The 19,092-nt window shown below is 43.3% G+C and carries 21 protein-coding genes; 8 read left to right on the forward strand and 13 right to left on the reverse strand.

Features of this window, described 5'->3' with window-relative positions; all coding sequences use genetic code 11:
* Positions 1 to 158 precede the first annotated feature (158 nt).
* The 3 genes from H9629_RS14530 to H9629_RS14540 are packed head-to-tail and all read right to left on the reverse strand — an operon-like array spanning position 159 to position 2,978.
* Positions 159 to 1,238 carry a DUF6670 family protein gene (locus H9629_RS14530; RefSeq protein ID WP_064094481.1) on the reverse strand — a complete coding sequence of 360 codons (1,080 nt, stop codon included), beginning with the start codon at positions 1,236 to 1,238 and terminating at the stop codon, positions 159 to 161.
* A 23-nt stretch (positions 1,239 to 1,261) separates the two neighbouring features.
* Positions 1,262 to 2,083, reverse strand: coding sequence for a CDP-diacylglycerol--serine O-phosphatidyltransferase (gene pssA, locus H9629_RS14535; protein WP_064094482.1), 822 nt, complete (start codon positions 2,081 to 2,083; stop codon positions 1,262 to 1,264).
* A 37-nt stretch (positions 2,084 to 2,120) separates the two neighbouring features.
* On the reverse strand, positions 2,121 to 2,978 hold the full coding sequence (locus tag H9629_RS14540) for a 23S rRNA (adenine(2030)-N(6))-methyltransferase RlmJ (RefSeq protein WP_064094483.1): 858 nt from the start codon (positions 2,976 to 2,978) through the stop codon (positions 2,121 to 2,123).
* 116 nt (positions 2,979 to 3,094) lie between these two features.
* Here H9629_RS14540 and H9629_RS14545 point away from each other — a divergent pair, with 116 nt between their 5' ends.
* A complete protein-coding gene (locus H9629_RS14545) occupies positions 3,095 to 3,697 on the forward strand; it encodes a 2OG-Fe(II) oxygenase (protein ID WP_064094484.1) in 603 nt (200 codons plus the stop codon).
* A gap of 70 nt (positions 3,698 to 3,767) precedes the next feature.
* Entirely contained in the window at positions 3,768 to 4,295 is a 528-nt protein-coding gene (locus H9629_RS14550) for a hypothetical protein (RefSeq protein ID WP_064094485.1), read from the forward strand.
* A gap of 91 nt (positions 4,296 to 4,386) precedes the next feature.
* Here H9629_RS14550 and H9629_RS14555 read toward each other — a convergent pair whose 3' ends face one another.
* The 6 genes from H9629_RS14555 to H9629_RS14580 form a co-directional block, all read right to left on the reverse strand.
* The gene (locus H9629_RS14555; protein ID WP_064094486.1) at positions 4,387 to 4,644 is read right to left on the reverse strand and encodes a DUF2789 family protein; all 258 of its coding nucleotides are present in this window, start codon (positions 4,642 to 4,644) and stop codon (positions 4,387 to 4,389) included.
* Between the two features lie 115 nt (positions 4,645 to 4,759).
* Complete coding sequence (locus H9629_RS14560) at positions 4,760 to 5,014, reverse strand: DUF2789 family protein (RefSeq protein ID WP_064094487.1); 255 nt, start codon at positions 5,012 to 5,014, stop codon at positions 4,760 to 4,762.
* 48 nt (positions 5,015 to 5,062) lie between these two features.
* Positions 5,063 to 5,341, reverse strand: a complete 279-nt coding sequence (locus H9629_RS14565) for a DUF2789 family protein (protein WP_064094488.1) — start codon at positions 5,339 to 5,341, stop codon at positions 5,063 to 5,065.
* A gap of 173 nt (positions 5,342 to 5,514) precedes the next feature.
* Positions 5,515 to 6,501 carry a malate dehydrogenase gene (locus tag H9629_RS14570; protein WP_064094489.1) on the reverse strand — a complete coding sequence of 329 codons (987 nt, stop codon included), beginning with the start codon at positions 6,499 to 6,501 and terminating at the stop codon, positions 5,515 to 5,517.
* A gap of 173 nt (positions 6,502 to 6,674) precedes the next feature.
* Complete coding sequence (locus H9629_RS14575) at positions 6,675 to 7,313, reverse strand: ribonuclease T2 family protein (protein ID WP_064094490.1); 639 nt, start codon at positions 7,311 to 7,313, stop codon at positions 6,675 to 6,677.
* 32 nt (positions 7,314 to 7,345) lie between these two features.
* Positions 7,346 to 9,280 (reverse strand): lytic transglycosylase domain-containing protein, encoded by a 1,935-nt coding sequence (locus H9629_RS14580; protein WP_171254896.1) that lies wholly within the window; start codon positions 9,278 to 9,280, stop codon positions 7,346 to 7,348.
* Positions 9,281 to 9,618: 338 nt separating this feature from the next.
* Here H9629_RS14580 and miaB point away from each other — a divergent pair, with 338 nt between their 5' ends.
* From miaB to ybeY, 3 genes are read left to right on the forward strand one after another with little or no spacing between them, the layout of a single operon-like run.
* The gene (gene miaB / locus H9629_RS14585) at positions 9,619 to 11,076 is read left to right on the forward strand and encodes a tRNA (N6-isopentenyl adenosine(37)-C2)-methylthiotransferase MiaB (RefSeq protein ID WP_064094492.1); all 1,458 of its coding nucleotides are present in this window, start codon (positions 9,619 to 9,621) and stop codon (positions 11,074 to 11,076) included.
* A gap of 37 nt (positions 11,077 to 11,113) precedes the next feature.
* Positions 11,114 to 12,190 carry a PhoH family protein gene (locus H9629_RS14590; protein ID WP_064094493.1) on the forward strand — a complete coding sequence of 359 codons (1,077 nt, stop codon included), beginning with the start codon at positions 11,114 to 11,116 and terminating at the stop codon, positions 12,188 to 12,190.
* A 22-nt stretch (positions 12,191 to 12,212) separates the two neighbouring features.
* A complete protein-coding gene (gene ybeY, locus H9629_RS14595) occupies positions 12,213 to 12,695 on the forward strand; it encodes an rRNA maturation RNase YbeY (RefSeq protein ID WP_005108631.1) in 483 nt (160 codons plus the stop codon).
* 181 nt (positions 12,696 to 12,876) lie between these two features.
* Here ybeY and H9629_RS14600 read toward each other — a convergent pair whose 3' ends face one another.
* The gene (locus tag H9629_RS14600) at positions 12,877 to 13,734 is read right to left on the reverse strand and encodes an energy transducer TonB (protein WP_191731380.1); all 858 of its coding nucleotides are present in this window, start codon (positions 13,732 to 13,734) and stop codon (positions 12,877 to 12,879) included.
* A 264-nt stretch (positions 13,735 to 13,998) separates the two neighbouring features.
* Here H9629_RS14600 and H9629_RS14605 point away from each other — a divergent pair, with 264 nt between their 5' ends.
* From H9629_RS14605 to H9629_RS14615, 3 genes are all read left to right on the forward strand, one after another.
* A complete protein-coding gene (locus H9629_RS14605; protein ID WP_191731379.1) occupies positions 13,999 to 14,685 on the forward strand; it encodes a hypothetical protein in 687 nt (228 codons plus the stop codon).
* Positions 14,686 to 14,843: 158 nt separating this feature from the next.
* Entirely contained in the window at positions 14,844 to 15,557 is a 714-nt protein-coding gene (locus H9629_RS14610; protein ID WP_064094496.1) for a DUF3108 domain-containing protein, read from the forward strand.
* 90 nt (positions 15,558 to 15,647) lie between these two features.
* Positions 15,648 to 16,223: a xanthine phosphoribosyltransferase gene (locus H9629_RS14615; RefSeq protein WP_064094497.1), complete on the forward strand. Its 576-nt coding sequence runs from the start codon at positions 15,648 to 15,650 to the stop codon at positions 16,221 to 16,223.
* A gap of 311 nt (positions 16,224 to 16,534) precedes the next feature.
* On the opposite strand, the gene H9629_RS14620 is transcribed toward H9629_RS14615, so the two are convergent.
* The 3 genes from H9629_RS14620 to H9629_RS14630 all read right to left on the reverse strand — a co-directional run bounded on the left by H9629_RS14620 (position 16,535) and on the right by H9629_RS14630 (position 18,865).
* The gene (locus H9629_RS14620; protein WP_064094498.1) at positions 16,535 to 17,203 is read right to left on the reverse strand and encodes a hypothetical protein; all 669 of its coding nucleotides are present in this window, start codon (positions 17,201 to 17,203) and stop codon (positions 16,535 to 16,537) included.
* Positions 17,204 to 17,288: 85 nt separating this feature from the next.
* Complete coding sequence (locus H9629_RS14625; protein WP_404794106.1) at positions 17,289 to 18,467, reverse strand: CsgG/HfaB family protein; 1,179 nt, start codon at positions 18,465 to 18,467, stop codon at positions 17,289 to 17,291.
* 20 nt (positions 18,468 to 18,487) lie between these two features.
* Positions 18,488 to 18,865, reverse strand: a complete 378-nt coding sequence (locus H9629_RS14630; RefSeq protein ID WP_064095158.1) for a hypothetical protein — start codon at positions 18,863 to 18,865, stop codon at positions 18,488 to 18,490.
* Between the last annotated feature and the right edge of the window lie 227 nt (positions 18,866 to 19,092).

Consider the following 19,092-nt stretch of genomic DNA (forward strand, 5'->3'; position numbering starts at 1 on the left):
ATTTTAACTAAGTCACTGTTTTATCAGAAGTTTTAATCTTCATCACCGCCGATGGATGTGCATTCTACAGCATTTCACATCCCTTGCAACCCCATTTTTGAAATAATTCAATAAAAACCTAATGACTGTTTGTTTTTTCTGCAAAAACCATGCTTTTTTCATTTTTTTAGCATTATGGGGACAGAATTGGACAAATTACCTAGCAGTTTTTCAGTTTTATTCTGTTCTTGAAAACGTAAAGACCGGCAATCTATATATTCACAGTAGCCCCCTTCCCCATGCTCAGTTTCTCCATTAATGCTGACTTGGTAATTAAAGCTTCCTACATAACCAGCAGCGAGACCAAACTTGAAGTCTCCCCGACTTTGTCCTTGTAGCCAAATTTTCATGCCCTTGTCATCTTCATAACACCATTCAAATTCACGTGGCAGATACATTTTTTGCCCATTTGGTGTCATGACACTTGGATAAACCCGATGCACCTTAAAGTAGACTTTCTGGTCGAGCATCTGGTTGGTCATTTTTTTCAGGTCACGCAGATATATCCTGGATTGAATAATACTGTTTAGACCATCCCGAATTTGGACCAGCAATAATTGCCGCCCCTCTTTCAGATTAATAATTTGATAAGTTAAAAAAGCTAAAGGTAGATAGGGAAAATTGAAACTGCGCGCAAACTCAAAGCTCCCCAAACTTTCGATGAGATATTTCTGATCTTTATAATGTAAAGTGCCCTGACAATAACAAAGCAAAGACCAATGATCGGCCAAAGCAAAGCGCATTTGGGTAAAGTGCGAAATCAGATTGGTCGTATGAATACTGAGATCAAAGCTCAATTCCGAGTCAAAACGCTGTAAGCGAAAATGCGGAAAATCACCAGTCAGTTTTTCACGGTCTAAAAACTGAAAAAGACTATATTGAAATTTGCAATCTTTTTTGACTGAATAACGGTTCAAGTGCCCCGCCATATGCGGACTGGTACTACAGATTACCGTCACTGTGTCTAGTGCATTGGTTTGAATAGCACTCGGATTCGCCAGCATTGGTGCATTAGGTTGTCCGATAATACTCAGAAAATTCAGATAATGGAGCGGTGCTGGCAGATCCGGAAGGATCAGACCCTGATGAATAATTTTATATTTCTGGTTTGGCCCATGATAGGCAAGATTGTGCTGTGAAACAGCAGGAGTCTGATTTAGCTGTTTCGAACGATCTAAAAAATCTTGAAGAAACCGCATCTCAAACTCCTTATTTTATATTTTTATAAGGCGCTCTGTCTTTTTGCCATAAAGGTAGTAATAAACCCAGACAGGGCATAGATGATGGAGATTACTAAAATCCCCACAGGAATATTATAAGTGATCGCTGCAAAGATAAACACCGCAATCGGTAACACAAAAAATGGTACCCGTTTACGCTCTACAGTTTTAAATGAATAGTATTTGATATTGGAAATCATCAACAGCCCCACCGCAATAATGACCACGGCATTGATAACCTGAAGAGAGGGTTCACGAATATCAAAAATTTCTGGAAAATCCAGACCAACCCAGACCAGTGACACAATCATAAGGGCAGCCAGAGGACTTGCGACACCAATAAAATAACGTTTATCAACCACACCAATCTGCACATTAAAACGTGCCAGACGGAACGCAGCACACGCAGTATAAACAAAACAGGCTGCCAGACCGATCCGCCCCAAATCGCTTAAGCCCCAGCTGTACATCAAGATGGCAGGTGCCACACCAAAAGCCAACATATCTGAAAGCGAGTCAAACTGCTCACCGAATGGACTTTGTGCACCAATAGCACGTGCCACGCGTCCATCTAGACCATCCAGTAATGCTGCAATAAAGATTGCATAAATAGCTTGCTGAAAATTGCCATTCATACTGGCAATAATCGAGTAAAAACCTGCCAACAACGCGGCGGTTGTAATCAGGTTCGGCCATAGATAGATGCCTCGACGCTTAATTTTTTGCCCTTCCTGAGTATGTTCCTCTTCTTCCACCTCAAAGGTAATGCCATCAAAAGGCGCTTCAGTTGAAGAATCACGTTCCGGTTTGCTTATATTTGTCATTCTTGTCGATCCTAGCTATGACCTGATCTTTAAAAAATTATTCGCCTACTAACCAGCGAACTGCAGCATGACCACCATTTTCACTCATGCGCAGATGCGGGAATAACCATTGTAGCGCTTCATCAGCATCTTCAGAAAATTTCCAAGGTGGGTTAATCACCAGTAAACCACAACCATTCAAACCGACAGGCGTATCATCCGGCCATACACAGACTTCACAAATCAATTGACGACGGATACCGGTCTTGAACATCTTTTTCTCGAAACGTTCAATCATGGCACGGTCTTTAATTGGATACCAAACCGCGAACACACCTGTCGGCCATTTCTTATAAGCAGCAACCAGCAATTCCACCAACTGCGGAAAATCTTTACGCTCCAGCTCATACGGCGGATCGATCATTACCAGGCCACGTTTTTCTTTCGGTGGAATGACCGCTAACAGACCTTCGTACGCATCACGTTCATGTAAACCTGCACGCTTGTCAAAAATATTATGGCGAAGCTGCTGAAACACATCACGCTGCATTTCGAAAATCGTTGCCCTATCTATCTCACGCATGCCTTCCAGGGCAAACCACGGCGAACCAGGATAAGCACCCTTACCAAAGTTTTCACGCATGTTTTCAACAATCTTTAAGTATTGTTGTACACCTTCAGGCGCATTACGCTTGATCGAATCGTCGAGTTTAACCAGACGATGAATACCGTTCAAAAACTCACCTGATTTTTGCGCTTCGGCAGTCGACAAATCATATTTACCTGCACCACCATGTGTATCTACATAGCGATAAGGTTTGTCTTTTGCATTCAGTCGAGTCAACAACTGAAGCAATAAAACGTGCTTCATGACATCGGCAAAGTTGCCTGCGTGGTAAGAGTGGCGGTAATTCATGTTTCATTAATTCCTAATATCAATATCTATTTTAACATGAAAAATAGTTTCGTTCAGGCACGATTCTTACCCTAAAATAACGAACCTTTTTTACCCTATTGTCGAGAATTGAAAAGATGGAAGCTGTTATCATCCCAGGGGATTGGAATGTTGATCAAATCTTAGACGATTTAGATCAACATGGCTTTAGTATTGTTGACGATGCTTACTCTAGCGCATATCAACATGCAGTGAGTCAAGAATGCTTAAGCCACTTAAACGAATTTCGTAATGCAGCCATTCAAAATGGCGTCGTTAACAATATCCGTAGTGATCATATTCTTTGGTTACAACCTGAATTTCAAATTTCCCACCTGCACATCCAGACTCTTCAACAATTTTCTCAAGTTTTAAACCGCGCGTTTTATTTAGGCATCAAAGATGTCGAAGCACATTTCGCTTGCTATAACGCGGGTGAGTTCTATGCCCTGCACCGTGACAATCCGCAAGGAAAAAATGGCCGGATGATTTCCAGTGTGTATTATCTGCATGAACATTGGCAGGCAGACTGGGGAGGTGAACTGCGCCTACAAGATAAAAACAGCCAGTGGCATATTATCCAGCCCCAGCCGAACCGGATGGCGTTGTTCCAGAGCGACCTATTACATGAAGTCTTGATCTCTAAGCAACAACGTCTATCCATTACCGCCTGGCTCAGAAGTGATATGGCATTGCTCTAATACGGCCTGACGCTTTAAATTTTAATTTTGAGCCTCATATAGCCATTATTGAGAAATGAGGATTGCGTTGATGGGATTAACGACCAAACAGATTATTCAACGTCTGGGTGAAACTGACCAATTGTATTTGCAAGGCAATACGCCAGAATTAACGCTTGAACGTGCTGATCTTCGTTTACAACTGGTGACTTTGAGTGAATTGCGTCAGGAACAGCGACATTTTCTGCAAGAAGCCGTAGTGTTGCTGGAACAAGGCCGGATCGAATTTGAGGAAATGCCGCTGAGCATGTATATCAATCTATCTTTGCATCTGGCCAAGGCCTATATGATGTTCTTTGAATTGACCAAAGAGCCGCATTTTGCCCTGATTACCCAGCAAATTCTAAAACCGATGGCCCGTTATGAGCATGGCGATATTTATTTCTTTCTGGCCTATGCCAGTGCCAGTAAAAATGAGCCGGCACTGACCCGCCACTGGTTAGGTAAGTACACCACCACTGCCGAGTTTGAACTGGAATTATTACAGCAGCATCCTGCTTTTAACGATTATCGTCAGCATGAATGGTTTAGCAAAATATTAAAAAGCAAAATGCATTAAGCAGCATTGCAAAAAACGCCTCACATGAGGCGTTTTTTTATGGAAACAATATGATCTTATTGGAAAAAACAAAAAAGCAAGAGAATAGTCATCATGCAGGCTGACGTCTATAAGCGTCCATGTGCAATTGCTGATTCAGCTCATCTACCCAGATTGCCCAGTCATCATCTTGTACCAGATGGCTAATCAATAAGGAGCGTTGGGCTTTGTTCCAAAACGGCGCATCGTGTAAAGAGAGACTCGCCGGCAGTTGATGGGTGCGTATATACAGTTCAATAGCAGCAGGACTATTGGCAAGACCAAGCTGAGAAAACAGAAGTTCTAAGGATGGTGGGTTCTTTGTGAGCATCGCGCCCTCCTTATATCAGATAAATTGTAATTATTTATAGATCTAACTTATAAGATAGGGCAAAAAAAACCTAGTCATTTGACTAGGTTTGTTGTGTCTTTTTGTATAACCATGCTCAAGCACTCTGCTTGTCACTTTCCACGTGTAATAACTGATTTAGTTTATCAATAACAACAATCCACTCATCATCTTGATGCCAATGTTCACGCAGGAAGGCACTTTGCCCTTCACTCCAAAACTCTGCATCTGGTAATGCGACCTCAGAAGGCAACTGGTGAGTTTGGGTAAACTCGGTAATTGAGGCATCGTCAGAAGGCAGGCCCAACTGTTCAAATAGCAATTCCAAAGTTAATTGTTGTTCCATAAGCATGAGTAGACTCCATTGTGGCGTTAAATTGTGATTGCGTTCAAATTAGAATCAGGTTGATTTATGAGCAGGAATATCACAGGATCCTGAACCTTCTGCTTCGATGTGCAATTGTTCATTCAACACATCCACAAAAATGGCCCAGTCATCATCTTTCTTCCAGTGACCGATCAAGAAGTCATGCTGTGATTTACTCCAGAAAGGAGCTTTATGCAGTGGTACATCCATGCCAATTTGATGTGTACGAATGAATTCATCCATAGCTTCCGGGCTTGAATCCAGTCCGAGCTGCTCAAAAAAAAGTTCGAAGGTGGGGCGTTGCTCTAACATCGGACTAACCTCCGTTTTCTCTTTAATTTTGAATCTTGTTTCTACATTAGATTGCCCATGGCGAAAACTCAGTTGTCTCTCCTTCACAGCTTGTTATTTTTTGTTCATTAACGTAAGAGCAAAAAAAAGCACTCCGGATGGAGTGCTTTTTTCTAACTTAGTTAAAAACTAAATTATTTAACCATGTCAGCAATTGCTGCACGTTCTTCTTCAAGCTCATTTAGCGTGAAGTTGATACGCTCACGGCTGAATTCGTCGATTTCAAGACCTTGAACGATCTTGTACTCGCCATTTTCACAAGTTACAGGGAAACCGAACATTACGCCTTCAGGGATACCATAAGAACCGTCAGAAGGAATACCCATAGTTACCCATTCGCCGTTTGTGCCAAGAGCCCAATCGCGCATATGATCGATTGCAGCGTTTGCAGCAGAAGCAGCAGAAGACAGACCACGTGCTTCGATGATCGCAGCACCACGTTTACCAACGGTTGGAAGGAATACATCTTTGTTCCATTCCGCATCGTTGATTTTATCTTTCAAGCTTTCGCCGTTTACGTTAGCAAAACGGTAGTCAGCATACATAGTTGGAGAATGGTTACCCCAAACAGTCATATTTTGGATGTCAGAAACTGCAACGCCAGCTTTCTGAGCAAGTTGAGTCAACGCACGGTTGTGGTCAAGACGTAACATTGCTGTAAAGTTTTTCGCTGGAAGATCTGGAGCAGATTTCATTGCGATGTAAGCATTCGTGTTTGCAGGGTTACCTACAACAAGAACTTTAACGTCACGGCTAGCAACTTCATTTAGTGCCTGGCCTTGACCGATGAAGATTTCACCGTTTACTTTAAGAAGATCAGCACGTTCCATGCCTGGACCACGTGGACGTGAACCCACTAGAAGCGCGTAATCAGCATCTTTGAATGCAACTTTAGGATCATCAGTACCGATCATGCCTGCCAATAGCGGGAAAGCACAGTCGTCAAGTTCCATCATTACGCCTTTAAGCGCTTGTTGAGCTTTCTCAACAGGAATTTCTAATAATTGAAGAATAACTGGTTGGTCTTTACCAAGCATTTCACCGCTAGCGATACGGAATAATAGGCTGTAACCAATTTGACCAGCAGCGCCAGTAACGGCAACGCGAACAGGTTGCTTCATGTAATTATCTCCAATTGAGAGGATCGTCATAATAGATTAAATAGCTGTTCTATCTAATCTTAATAATCATAAACGGCAAAGATTGTACTCCAATCCTTGAGCAGATGCATATAAAAGAGGATGGATTTCATCTAAAGTCTGATAGGAAATATAAATCAAATCGGCAAAAAAGCTCAGTATGTTCCTTTTATTGTGACAATTTTTGGACATGTATTAATAATGTTCGCGGGACAGGACTTGTAATTGCCATTAAAACGGTAACAGACTTTGATCGAAGTGAGTACACTGGCTGACTGTATCTGCTGGCAGTTAAATCTCAAAGCATTGCTTGGTAATTGCGGGTTAATTTTCAGGAATTTAGCACGCAACGTATCCACAGAAATCGTAATATTTTCCTGTTCAGTCAGTTCCTCTGGCACTTTTAGCCGGTCTGCATAATTAATGATTGTCCGGAAATACTGACTGGCATTCATCGGCACACAGCCACCGACATTGCGCCATAAAATGGCACGGGTATTGTCATCTGGCATAATTCTGGCTACCACTTTGGCCTGAAGTGGTGAAAGTTTCGCAGAACTATGGGTTGTGCAGTTTTGCGAGGTGGTCTGAGGATACAAGCCGGAGATACTCAGCGAATAACCTTCCAGACATTTTCGTTTCTTGGCATATTCCGGATATAGACTACAGAAAGCCGGAACCATTTGTACATCCATGACATATTCTGTCGGTGCAGCAAATGCTGCCGAGCTGCCAGCCAAAACTACAAGCGCAGCCGATCCCGTCCAGACTTGACGATCCTTCATTATTTTCATGAATAAATCACTATCCCCCAATAATTTTAATCTTATTGTGTGTTCCGCAATGGAATCAGCTGCATGCGCTTGCTCACCGACTGCGCTCCTTGTCCTAACAAAATACCGTAATGCGTGGCATTGGTCATAACATGTTTCACATAATCTCGGGTTTCGAGTAAAGGAATACTTTCCGTATATTGATCTGCGGGCATTCCCTGAAACTCGGGCTGCCAACGGCGAGCACGGTTTGGACCGGCATTATAGCCTGCGGTTGCCAGAACCGGATTATCACTGAGCTGACGCTGGATCGTAGATAAATAGAAAGTACCGTAACGAACATTGGTATTCATATCGGTAAGTGCTGCCGGATTATAGGCTTCACCCATTTGACGCGCTACGAGCTTGGCCGTATCTGGCATAATCTGCATCAGACCACCCGCGCCCACATGCGAACGTGCAGTTGTATTAAAACGGCTTTCCTGACGCATCAAGCCATAGGCCCAAGCCGGATCTATACCGGCATTGCGGCTATGACTGACCACGTAGTTCTGGTGCGGCATTGGATAACGATAATTGTAGTTATGTTTGCTCAGGGTGCGGTCAGCAGCATAAATGGCCCGATCATACCAGCCCATATCCATGGCACGTTTTGCCGCAGCCAGCAACAGATCATCGTCTTTTTTCAGATAAGCCTGGCGCACTGCCCAGTTCCATTCACGATTAATGTAGTTATCCGGTGCACTGATATTACGTAAGGTGAAAGCACGGCGGAAATGAATATCCTGATTCAAGCGTTGCATAGCCTGATTGGAAGGCTGTACCGGATTTGGTGTACTTGCAGTCACCTGCCCTAGCCTGTCGCGTGCCAGAAGGTTATGATAGTCATCCCCCGTTGCCAGTTTGCGATAAATACTTTCTGCTGCCTGTTTTGATGCACGATCCGAGCGCTGTTCGCTAGCACGTGCCAACCAGTATTGCCAGCGGTCCTCCTGCTTCTGATTGACGCTCATACTGTCTATGGCACGAATCAGGCTTTCCCAAGCACCAAAACGAATTGCCTGACGTGCATAAATTTCGGCCTCTTCCGGACTAAATGGCAGACCATAGCTGGCATCAAAGGCATTCAACACTTCATGATTGAAGTTGTTTTTCATGACTGTGGTGCCACCAATGTAACCTACAGTTCGGTATAAGGCACGTTGTACCTGTATAGGGGTACCTTCCGCAGTCCGCTTTACAATAGACAAGGCCGAGTCCAAATCACTGTCTGCCAGACGTCCCAGCGCATAAATCAGATAGGCATGCTCTGCTGCAGTACTTTTAGGCGCAGACCATAAATAATTGGTGGGATTGGCCTGAATCGAATTCAGTTGAGCCAGTGAGAGATTCAAACCAATACCTTGTGCAGTTGCAATCGCCTGCCCTGACTGTCCGGCACGCAGTTGAACCCAGAGTCGCTGCTGGCGGTCCTCTGTGGTCATCAGTGGACTGGAAAGCATCATCCGGCCTAAACCGGTACAAGACTCTGGCTGACTGTTAGTGGTTAGCCAAACATCTTTAAACTCGGCATAAACCAGCTGATCACCACTTTTGGCACGTACTTGTGCCACTGCACAGGCTTCGGCAGGGTCCGCATTGGTCACATAAGGCAATACCGGCTGAGCATTGCCAAAGTCTGCCATTTTTACTTTTTCTTCGACATAATCCGCTGCCAGCTTTTCGGCCATGGCAGATTGAGGATAACGTTGCACAAAACTGATGATCTGGCTAACAGGCTGCATGGCAAGATTCTGGTTTAAAATCCAGTATTCCGGATAATAGCCCAAGGCGTCATTCTGCATGGACAGACGATATTGCTGTAACAGTTCAGTATTGCCTGCATTGGCTGCACGCAAAGCATCATTAAATTGTTCTTCTGCTGCCTGTGTACTTGCTGAACAGATACACGCCACACTTAAAGTAATTAATTTATAGTATTTATTCATAGTTTTAGTGTGTTTCAACATCCCTTTGCCTTCTATCTATCATCGATTTTGTGCCTAGCCTGTGTTGCATATCATAAGAGGTAGTTGGAATATTATAACCAACTCTATTGTTCAGTTATGTAACCTTATGATTCAGCAATATTAATGTACAGACAATTTTTGTCCATAAATCAATATTTTTCCCCAGTTAATTTAGTCTATAAGTTTAAGCGACTTTCCTGCTAAAATATGCGCCTTTCCAAGATTTTAGTCCGTGAATTGAATTTTTATTCACCTGTTTGATGCTTCACTCAGGCTGTTCGTTCACTCTTTCAACGTATTACCTTGTAGGAGCCTACATGACGGTTCAAACCTTCATTCCGAATGGTGCCCCAGCTGCCTCAGAAAACACTGTTACCCAGCCAGCGCACACCCCAGCCAACGATGCTTCAGTCAAGAAACTGTACATTGAAACGCAAGGGTGTCAGATGAATGAGTACGACAGTCACCGTATGGCAGACCTGTTAGGCGATTCTCATGGCTATGTGCTGACCACTGATCCTAAAGAAGCAGATATTCTGCTGATGAATACCTGCTCGATCCGTGAAAAGGCACAGGAAAAAGTCTTCTCCGAGCTGGGCCGCTGGCGCAAACTAAAGGATAAAAATCCTGACCTGATTATTGGTGTCGGTGGCTGTGTGGCATCTCAGGAAGGCGACAACATCCAGAAACGTGCCAATTATGTAGATATGATTTTTGGTCCACAAACGCTGCACCGTTTACCACAAATGCTGGACCAGCATTTTGAGCAGATTGAAAAGCCTAAAAAAGAAAAAATCAAACTGGTGGATATTTCCTTCCCCGATATCGAGAAATTCGACTTTCTGCCAGAACCGCGTGTTGAAGGCTATAAAGCTTTTGTCTCGATCATGGAAGGCTGTTCCAAATACTGTTCTTTCTGCGTGGTGCCGTATACGCGTGGTGAAGAAGTTTCTCGTCCACTGGATGATGTCCTGGCTGAAATTGCAGGTCTGGCAGAAAAAGGCGTGCGTGAAATTTCGCTTTTGGGTCAGAACGTAAATGGCTACCGGGGTGAAACCTTCGAAGGCAATATCTGTACTTTTGCCGATTTGCTGCGTTTGGTTGCAGACATTCCGGGTATTGGCCGGATCCGTTATACCACCTCGCATCCCCTCGAATTTAATGACGACCTGATCCAGTGCTATCGTGACCTGCCACAAATGGTTTCACACCTGCATCTGCCGGTACAAAGCGGTTCCAATGATGTCCTTCAGGCGATGAAGCGCAACCATACGATTGATGTCTATATCGAGAAGATTAAAAAGTTACGTGCAGTTCGCCCAGATATGCATTTATCTTCAGACTTTATCATTGGTTTTCCGGGTGAAACTGATGAAAACTTTGAAGAGACTTATCAGTTTATTCAGGATCTGGATTTCGACCATTCTTATAGTTTTATCTATTCAAAACGTCCAGGCACACCGGCAGCAGAACTCGAAGATACAATATCTGAAAATATCAAAAAAGAACGTCTGGCCAAGGTTCAGCAATGGATTAAGCGTTCAAGCATTGACAAGACGGATGCCATGCTCGGGACCATTCAGCGGGTCCTCATCGAAAAAGTTTCTGATAAAGATCCGAATATTCTGGTCGGTACGGCAGACAATACCCGTTATGTTAACTTTATTGGTGATGCTACGTGGGTCGGCCGCTTTGCCGAGATCGAAATTACCGAAATTAAAACTTTGAATTTAGTTTATGGTGAGCTCTTGAATCTTGAGCCTGACGTGGCGTAATGTAGAGCATATAACGCACACTTCATAAGGAACACTCTTGACTGCAGCGATCCGACGTACAGTAGCTTTTCCGGGTATTTCAATGGACCGTATACAAGCCATGTTAGGCGCCTATAACGGTCACTTGAAGCAAATTGAACAACGTTTAGACGTTAAAATCTCTCATCGTGGAGAGAGTTTTATTGTTGATGGTGAAATCGATGCCGTTGAGAGAGCTGAAATGCTCTTGCAGCGTCTTCATGAGGAATCTGAACATATTCAGCCAATTAGTGCAGATACTTTACATTTGATGATTCAGGGCAGTCAGACTGATCGCGAGCTTCAGCAAGATCTGGATGACCAGGAACATACGGGACTGGACAATGTCTGGCTGCAAACCCGTAAAGGCCGGATCAATCCGCGTGGTGCCAACCAGAAACGTTATGTACAGCGCATTCTGCAAAGTGATATTTCTTTTGGTATTGGCCCTGCCGGTACAGGTAAAACCTATCTCGCCGTTGCGGCTGCCGTGGACATGCTGGAGCGTAATGAAATCCAGCGTATCTTGCTGGTTCGTCCTGCGGTTGAAGCTGGTGAAAAACTTGGTTTCTTGCCGGGGGACTTAACCCAGAAAATCGATCCTTATTTACGTCCATTGTATGATGCGCTGTATGAAATGCTTGGCTTTGAAAAAGTGGCCAAGCTGATCGAACGTCAGGTAATTGAAGTGGCCCCCCTTGCCTATATGCGTGGCCGTACTCTAAATCATTCTTTCGTGATTCTGGATGAAGCGCAGAACACCACCCCAGAACAGATGAAAATGTTCCTGACCCGTTTAGGTTTTGGTTCACGTGCCGTGATTACCGGTGACGTAACTCAGGTGGATTTACCACGTGGTCAGCAATCGGGACTTTCACATGCCTTGCGTGTGATTGATAAAATTCCTGAAATTCATATCACCCGCTTCCATTCGCGTGATGTGGTACGTCATCAGCTGGTACAGAAAATTGTCGAAGCCTACGAAGGCTGGGACAGTGAACAGCAGCGCTTAAGTGCTGAAGCACGTGCCGAACGAAAAGCACGTCAGGATGCCTTGATCGCTGAAAATGATGCTGCGGCAGACGCACAGCATTAAGCTTTAAAATTAAGGATTTGTGTTGAAACTTAGTCTTTCCTTGCAACAGGACTTTCAGTCGCCTGAACTGGTACTGAAGCGGGCCTATATTAAAAAAGTTGTAGAAACCACTTTACGTCATATCGGCACTCAGAGTAATTGCGAAATCGGAATTGCCTGTGTTGATAATGACGAAAGTCATAAACTAAATCTGGAATATCGAGGCAAGGACAAACCGACCAATGTCCTGTCTTTCCCGAGTGAACTTCCAGATGAAATGGCGCAGTTTCTGGATGCATTTCCAATCGGCGATCTGGTGATCTGTATTCCTGTAGTACTGGCGGAAGCGCTGGAACAGCAAAAAGTACCCTTGACGCATTTCACCCATATGCTGGTTCATGGCACCTTGCATTTAATGGGATATGACCATGAAACCTCGGATGAAGATGCCGAAGAAATGGAAGGCATTGAAATCGAGATTTTGGCCAAGCTGGGTTTTGAAAATCCTTATCTGGAACAAAACTAAAATTTCTTCATAAAAAAAGCGGGCCAAGGCTCGCTTTTTTATTTAAAGTTGCCCTCCCTCTAACTCCCTCCCACATGGAGGGAGAATATTCATCAGAATCCTATGATTGTTGAACATTATAGATATAGCTCCCTCTCCTTATTAGGAGTGGGTTAGGGAGAGGTCTTGGTAAATATCAACTTTAACGCACTTCAAACTCCGCTTCTGCCGGGTCAAAACGCCAGGTACGAATCACCCGTAGTTCGGAAATTTCTTTCATTTTACTGTCGAAAGCACCAAATGGGGCTGCCTTACGCACGGAAGCTTTGGCTGCTTCGTCCAGCATGGCATGTCCCGAACTGTCAATCAGCCGAATGGCACGAATTCCGCCATTCTGGTTCAGGATTACCATCAGCCGCACTTCCCCTGCCAGATTCTGTTGTTTGGCGGCTTCCGGATAATAACGGTTCCCATAGAATTCCACTTTCTCGCGGAACTTTTCCAGATAGGCGGCCGAAACATCCTGCTTGGCCTGAATACCATCTACAGTCTTAATTTTTTGCTGACGACTGAAATTTTGTTGACGCTGTAAATATTGCGCTTCCAGACTGGCGACCATGGCCGCTTTGGCCTGAAACTGGCTTTGTAATTGCTCCTGCATTTTTTTACGCTGATTTTCCTCCGCCTGCTTTTGCCAGCTCAAAGTGGTCATCAGGACTTTTTCTTCAAAACTGAGCTGTTGTTGCTGTTGCAGCATATCCAGACTTTTTTGCAGCTCTTCGCCTGCCTGCTGTTCCATGAATGGCGATGGCATATCACTCGACATGCGATGCGCCTCTCTAAACTGACCGGAACCCTGCTGGTCTGTCTGGGCCAAAAAATCGGCATGTTCAATTTTTTGATCAGTCTGGCGCAAGCTGACCGCGATTTCCTTGGTGCTGGTATCCAGATCTTGCGGCATACCAAATTCCAGTGTCAGCACGATCAAATGCAGAATGGCTGCGGCAAGCACCGCACTGCTGAACACTCGATCTTTCCACCAAGTTCTGACCAGAGGCATGAGTATCATCGTTTTTTCACATTTATCCAAACTCAGTGCTGAGTTCAGTTCCCCAAAAAAAGTATTTTAAAGACCAAAAAGAAACAGATTGGACATTTATCTTTTTAAAATGCCAAATCCATCAAATCTTCAACGTTACATAACTAAAACTATAAAAATGGTGCTATTTATTTTGCTAAACTTCAAGCATGAATACTTGTATTTTTCATACAATTCGACAAGATACATTCCGTGTTAAAAATAAAGTTGCCAGGACGCTTCAATATGCAAACGCTAATTGCGAATATTTCCAACCGAATCCGCCAAGTGTACCAGAGGGCGGAAGGATTTATTGAAGATGAGCGTGAATTTCCCTTATCGCAAGTCTTCCTGAATGCAACTTTTCAGCGTTTTGTGACAGATAATGTCGATGCCTTGAAAGACTTACATGCGGATTTGCATGATGACTGGCTACGTTTGTATGCAACATTGGATTATAAAGGCCTGATTGTTACTTTATCGGTTGATTTGAAACTGGTACAGATGGAACTGAATAAAACCACACAGTTAATCGTGTTCGAGCAGATTAGTGATACCCAGCTGATTGAAGCTAAATATCCAAATGTACTGTATAAACTGGGCGTGCGTTTTGGCCTGTTCTTTTATCAACGTGTCCTAAATAAAGACCCCTTAGGCATGATCCTGGAAAAACTGGGCGTGATTAAAGTTATCGATGACCTGCTTTATCTAGATTTGAATCGCTGGTTAGGCAAAAGCCGCTCTGTCATTGATACCTTGGGCAAAGTCCACGTCAATCACGCTGTGCTTCGCGAAGCTGAACTGGTGGTGATTGGCAATGTCAATCTTGCAGCCCTGTTTAGAAAACTCTCTCAAGATCAGCAAGAGAACTGGGATGAAAGCGAAATGGACGACAACCGGATCACACCCATCAAACAGAAAGATTCCTCTTAAATTGTGCCCTCTCTAGTTTTTGAACAAAAGTTCCATAAAACTACATGAAATATACATTTTTGGCAGATACATCCATCCAATTTCCATCTTTTACCGAAATAATAAAGATGCAAGAAGTAATATGTTTTGCCCGTTGAACCAATATAGGAAAATAACTGATGGCGAAGACTGTATTCAAAACTTTAGTGATGACCACGGGTCTGGGCAGTGCAATACTGTTCACTGGTATTTCTAGCCAGGCTTTTGCCATGACTCCTTTCCAGGCCAGTTATCAATTCAGCTATAACGGCAAGAATATGGGTTCTGCAACACGGACTTTAAGTAAATCTGGCAATAACTGGACTTATGTTTTTGCAGCAAAAGCAGGTGGTGTAGCCTCGGCAACCGAAACCAGCCGTTTTACCTTCAATAATGGCAAGATCGGTTCTAGCAGTTTCAGTCGCAGCAGTAAGATTCTGGTGCACAACAACACCATGAGTATTAATTTTAATCCTTCCAGCAAAACTATCAGTACCAGAAAAGATGACGAAAAGCGCTCTTTTGCCTGGAGACCAGATGTTCTGGATGAACTGAATGCAGAACTGCAGATTCGTGAAGATCTGAAAAACTCAGGTCTGAAAGCCAATTACTATATTGCCGATGCCAAAGAAGTTGAAGGCCGTAAGTTCGTAAAACAGGGTTCAGAGACGGTCAATACCAAATATGGTTCTTTCAATACCATTAAAGTGGTGATGAAACATAGCAAACCAGGTCGTGAAACCATTTTCTGGCTGGCACCAAAACTTGATTATCTTCCAGTAAAAGTTTCGCATGTAGACAAGAAAACCTCTTATGGTTTACTGTTAACTGATTATAAAGGTGCAAGCAACTAAGATTTTTTGGTGAATTTCGCTTGATTTTTTCCGGGTGCTTTTTACAATACGCTTTTGCTTTAAAAAGCACCTGCTCTTGAGGATTCTCCCGTGCATGCACTAGAACAGAAAATCTTGGCCGAAGGCATCGTTCTTTCTGAAGAAGTTTTGAAAGTAGATTCTTTCTTAAACCATCAGATCGACCCAGTCATGATGCAGCAGATTGGTCAAGAATTTGCCCGTCTGTTTAAGGATGCTGGTATCACCAAAATTATTACGATTGAAGCATCAGGTATTGCACCTGCAGTAATGGCAGGTTTAGAACTTGGTGTACCTGTAATCTTTGCACGTAAATACCAGTCTCTTACCCTGAAAGATGATTTATACCGCTCGAAAGTCTTTTCATTTACCAAACAGACTGAAAGCACCATTGCGATTTCAAATAAACACATCAGCTCTACTGATAAAGTTTTAGTAATCGATGACTTCTTGGCTAATGGCCAGGCAGCACTTGGATTGGCGGATCTGATTCATCAGGCAAATGCAGAAGTGGTCGGTATTGGTATCGTGATTGAAAAATCATTCCAGCCAGGTCGTGAGCTGCTGCTTGAAAAAGGCTACCGTGTCGAATCACTCGCACGCGTGAAATCTTTAGCCAATGGTACAGTTGAATTTGTTCGTGACTAAGTTTTCTAGTAAATTTCTGAAAGGGCGCTGAGGCGCTCTTTTTTTTATATATGGTCTTTGCACTTGTTTGCTACTTTATAAATTTGGGTCATCATTTTCACTATACTCAGCTTGATCAAGCTAGCTCCAGTTTTCTGATCCATGAACCGGATCCTACTTAACTTAGCCTAGGGATTAAGCTGTCCTAGAACAGATTAATTTTTCCATCCGATGAATAAACAACAATTTATTTTAGTGTTACTATAGAATAAGAATAAAGAGGCCTAACTATCTGCCAATAGTTAGACCCCCTGTTCTAGGTGAAATTGGAATTATTTCACAGTCACAGTGATACTGCCGGTGTTCACAGCACCCATCGCAGTCGTTTTGATGCTATTGTTGATAGAGGATTCTGTTCCGCCTGTAAGCACATCTACAGAGGCGTTAACAGCGCCTGCATTATAGGCAATGTTCGCTACACTATAATTGCTTAAAGTCTGGTTAATTTCTTCACTATAGTTGGTGCTTAGTGAAGAACTTACAGTTTCTGAGACGTCTGAAGTATCCGCAACTTCTGTTAGCTCCTCTAGAGTTTCAGAATTATTCATTGCACTGGTTGCTTCGCTGAAGTCATAGTTAGACGTTTCATCTGATACGTTTGATACAACCTTGTTGAAGTTACCCTGTTCGATACTGATACTACCAGTATTGGCAGCACCCATCGCAGTAGTTTCAATACTACCCTCAATTGAACCAACCGCGTCTGCAACCTCTCTTGTAGCAGTCGCTGTTGCATCTAAAGTGACACTGGCATCAACATCCGCAGTATTCACTGCCAGGTTCAGCGCAGAGCCATTTTCTACTTGTTGGGAAATAGAGTCCAAAGTAGCCTGTAAACCACTATTTACCTCTACATTTGTATCACCGTCAGCTGCATAGGCCATACCTGCGCCAGATAGTAACGTGACGGATAAAGCTAGTGTTTTGATCGTGTTATTCATCGTTATTCTTCCTACTTTTGTTTTAAAGTACCTCTCGCCCGGTACTTTTTTTAATCAAGGGAGCGAGCCCGTCGTTACTGACCAGTTAATCCCGTTGAGAGCTGGACCAGTAATTTTCTACAACTTCTGGATTGACATCCCATAAACTGGATGACTTCTCCTCGTCTTTTTCTTTGTCAGCTTTTTCTTGACTATCTTTTTTGTCATTCACTTTGCCTGTTGAAGATGACCGCTTGGTCTTGCCGATATATTTAATCAGCTCCTCTTTGCTCATTTCCGGCTCCGCTTCAGGATTCTGAATCACTTCAGACTCTTTGTTTTTGGGTGCCTTGGTATCTTTACTCGGTGTATTGGTGGATTTATTTTTTTGATTCGAGGATTCCGTTTGAGACGGAACTGATGTTTGAGCCGCACTATTCAAATCCGGATTTTTTTGTTGCTGGTTTTTCTTGTATTTATGCAAAGCGACAGAACTGCGGGTTAAGTTCAATTGGCCGAATTCAGGCGGTATCTGTGCACGACAGCTTTCAAATACTGCTGGCGGTACCACCTGGCTAAGCAGCTCAAAAGTTGCCAGATTCAGCATTTGGCGCAAGGCAAAATTGGTAGCCTCCCGCTCTCCCTTTCCGATCTGAATATTTAATAGCGTACGTCCGGCAAATCTACCTGCACCGATTCCATAATCCTGTGCAGCAATCTGTTTCTGTAGCGAGACATTGCCCACGACCCTACTGCTGCGTGTATCGGTAAGAGATAAATCCAGACCAACCATAATCCGGGTTTGACTATAGTTCGGGCCAACGCCTGCGATCTGCATGTCAAAACCACCTCCTGGAATAAAATCCAGACTGTTAATACTGCCGGTAACATAATAATCAGATGCCTGAATCTGCTTGGGGTCACGAATCCCCCATTTGGCCTCACTTTCAATAATCCGGGGATCCCGCCGGTTCATCAAACTGACGCCCGCCTGAAACAGAGCGGACTGCACCATGTCTCCCGCACCTTGGGTCACCATTTTTCCGCTACCGCCATTGGTAACTACATCTTTACCGGTCTGGTCGAGAATTGCGCCCACAGAAAAACTGACATCACTACGTAATTGCCCTTTCAGGCAGGACAAGGCCATATCAAAAGGGGTGAAAATATCGGTAATCGGTGGACCTTGTACCAGTTTGACAGGCTTTTTATTGGAAGGCGCCAAGCCCGTACAGCCTGTAAGCAAAGAGCTGAAAAGAACTGTAACACTCACCCCGCATATCATTTTCCTGCTTAAGGGAGAACTCAGCATGATGACTCCCCCTTCTGATTACTTAAGTTAGGACATTTCGGCTGATTTTGACTGGTATTCGAACTGACCGGGGCTTCATTCAACAGTTCACTTTTGATGTCTACGGTGTTGCCGGAACCATCGACATTAATGTTGTTGGTTGGGGTATTGACCGTACCGATAGAACTTGTAGAGGTACTGTAGATCGTGGTTTTGCCTAATCCGGAATAATAATCTGACTCCTTAAGCTCAATCAGGTTTGCTTGGACCAGGTTTTCAGCGGAACGGCTACTTGAGGGTTTCCAACGCTGACTCCACTCATCAGAGGTTGCATATGCATTGTTTATAAAACATAAACAAATTAAACCCATATTGATCAATAGTATTCGCACCATATTAATATCCTCTGACCCAAGATGCTTATTCATTTTTTAATTTAGTAATATCTAATTTATCTGACAAAATATTAAATCACATAAAAATTTAAAATATACCCTTTATCTATTTCTATCTTTTTTTTTACTTATTATTACGATTTATCTATTTGTTTTTATTTAAAAATTATAATTTTGTATCCAGTTTGTGATTTGTAAGAAAACATTATAAAAACAATTTTTAC

Source organism: Acinetobacter pecorum (assembly GCF_014837015.1).
Taxonomy (GTDB): Bacteria; Pseudomonadota; Gammaproteobacteria; order Pseudomonadales; family Moraxellaceae; genus Acinetobacter; species Acinetobacter pecorum.

Bases quoted from the DNA above. Each gene is read 5' to 3' on its own strand.
- H9629_RS14565 (WP_064094488.1), bottom strand. From the start codon at position 5,341: ATGTTAGAGCAACGCCCCACCTTCGAACTTTTTTTTGAGCAGCTCGGA.
- H9629_RS14575 (WP_064094490.1), bottom strand. From the start codon at position 7,313: ATGAAAATAATGAAGGATCGTCAAGTCTGGACGGGATCGGCTGCGCTT.
- H9629_RS14540 (WP_064094483.1), bottom strand. From the start codon at position 2,978: ATGAATTACCGCCACTCTTACCACGCAGGCAACTTTGCCGATGTCATG.
- H9629_RS14560 (WP_064094487.1), bottom strand. From the start codon at position 5,014: ATGCTTATGGAACAACAATTAACTTTGGAATTGCTATTTGAACAGTTG.
- H9629_RS14610 (WP_064094496.1), top strand. From the start codon at position 14,844: ATGGCGAAGACTGTATTCAAAACTTTAGTGATGACCACGGGTCTGGGC.
- H9629_RS14570 (WP_064094489.1), bottom strand. From the start codon at position 6,501: ATGAAGCAACCTGTTCGCGTTGCCGTTACTGGCGCTGCTGGTCAAATT.
- pssA (WP_064094482.1), bottom strand. From the start codon at position 2,083: ATGACAAATATAAGCAAACCGGAACGTGATTCTTCAACTGAAGCGCCT.
- H9629_RS14600 (WP_191731380.1), bottom strand. From the start codon at position 13,734: ATGCCTCTGGTCAGAACTTGGTGGAAAGATCGAGTGTTCAGCAGTGCG.
- H9629_RS14605 (WP_191731379.1), top strand. From the start codon at position 13,999: ATGCAAACGCTAATTGCGAATATTTCCAACCGAATCCGCCAAGTGTAC.
- H9629_RS14555 (WP_064094486.1), bottom strand. From the start codon at position 4,644: ATGCTCACAAAGAACCCACCATCCTTAGAACTTCTGTTTTCTCAGCTT.
- miaB (WP_064094492.1), top strand. From the start codon at position 9,619: ATGACGGTTCAAACCTTCATTCCGAATGGTGCCCCAGCTGCCTCAGAA.
- H9629_RS14580 (WP_171254896.1), bottom strand. From the start codon at position 9,280: ATGAATAAATACTATAAATTAATTACTTTAAGTGTGGCGTGTATCTGT.
- H9629_RS14550 (WP_064094485.1), top strand. From the start codon at position 3,768: ATGGGATTAACGACCAAACAGATTATTCAACGTCTGGGTGAAACTGAC.
- H9629_RS14530 (WP_064094481.1), bottom strand. From the start codon at position 1,238: ATGCGGTTTCTTCAAGATTTTTTAGATCGTTCGAAACAGCTAAATCAG.
- H9629_RS14620 (WP_064094498.1), bottom strand. From the start codon at position 17,203: ATGAATAACACGATCAAAACACTAGCTTTATCCGTCACGTTACTATCT.
- H9629_RS14545 (WP_064094484.1), top strand. From the start codon at position 3,095: ATGGAAGCTGTTATCATCCCAGGGGATTGGAATGTTGATCAAATCTTA.
- H9629_RS14625 (WP_404794106.1), bottom strand. From the start codon at position 18,467: ATGATATGCGGGGTGAGTGTTACAGTTCTTTTCAGCTCTTTGCTTACA.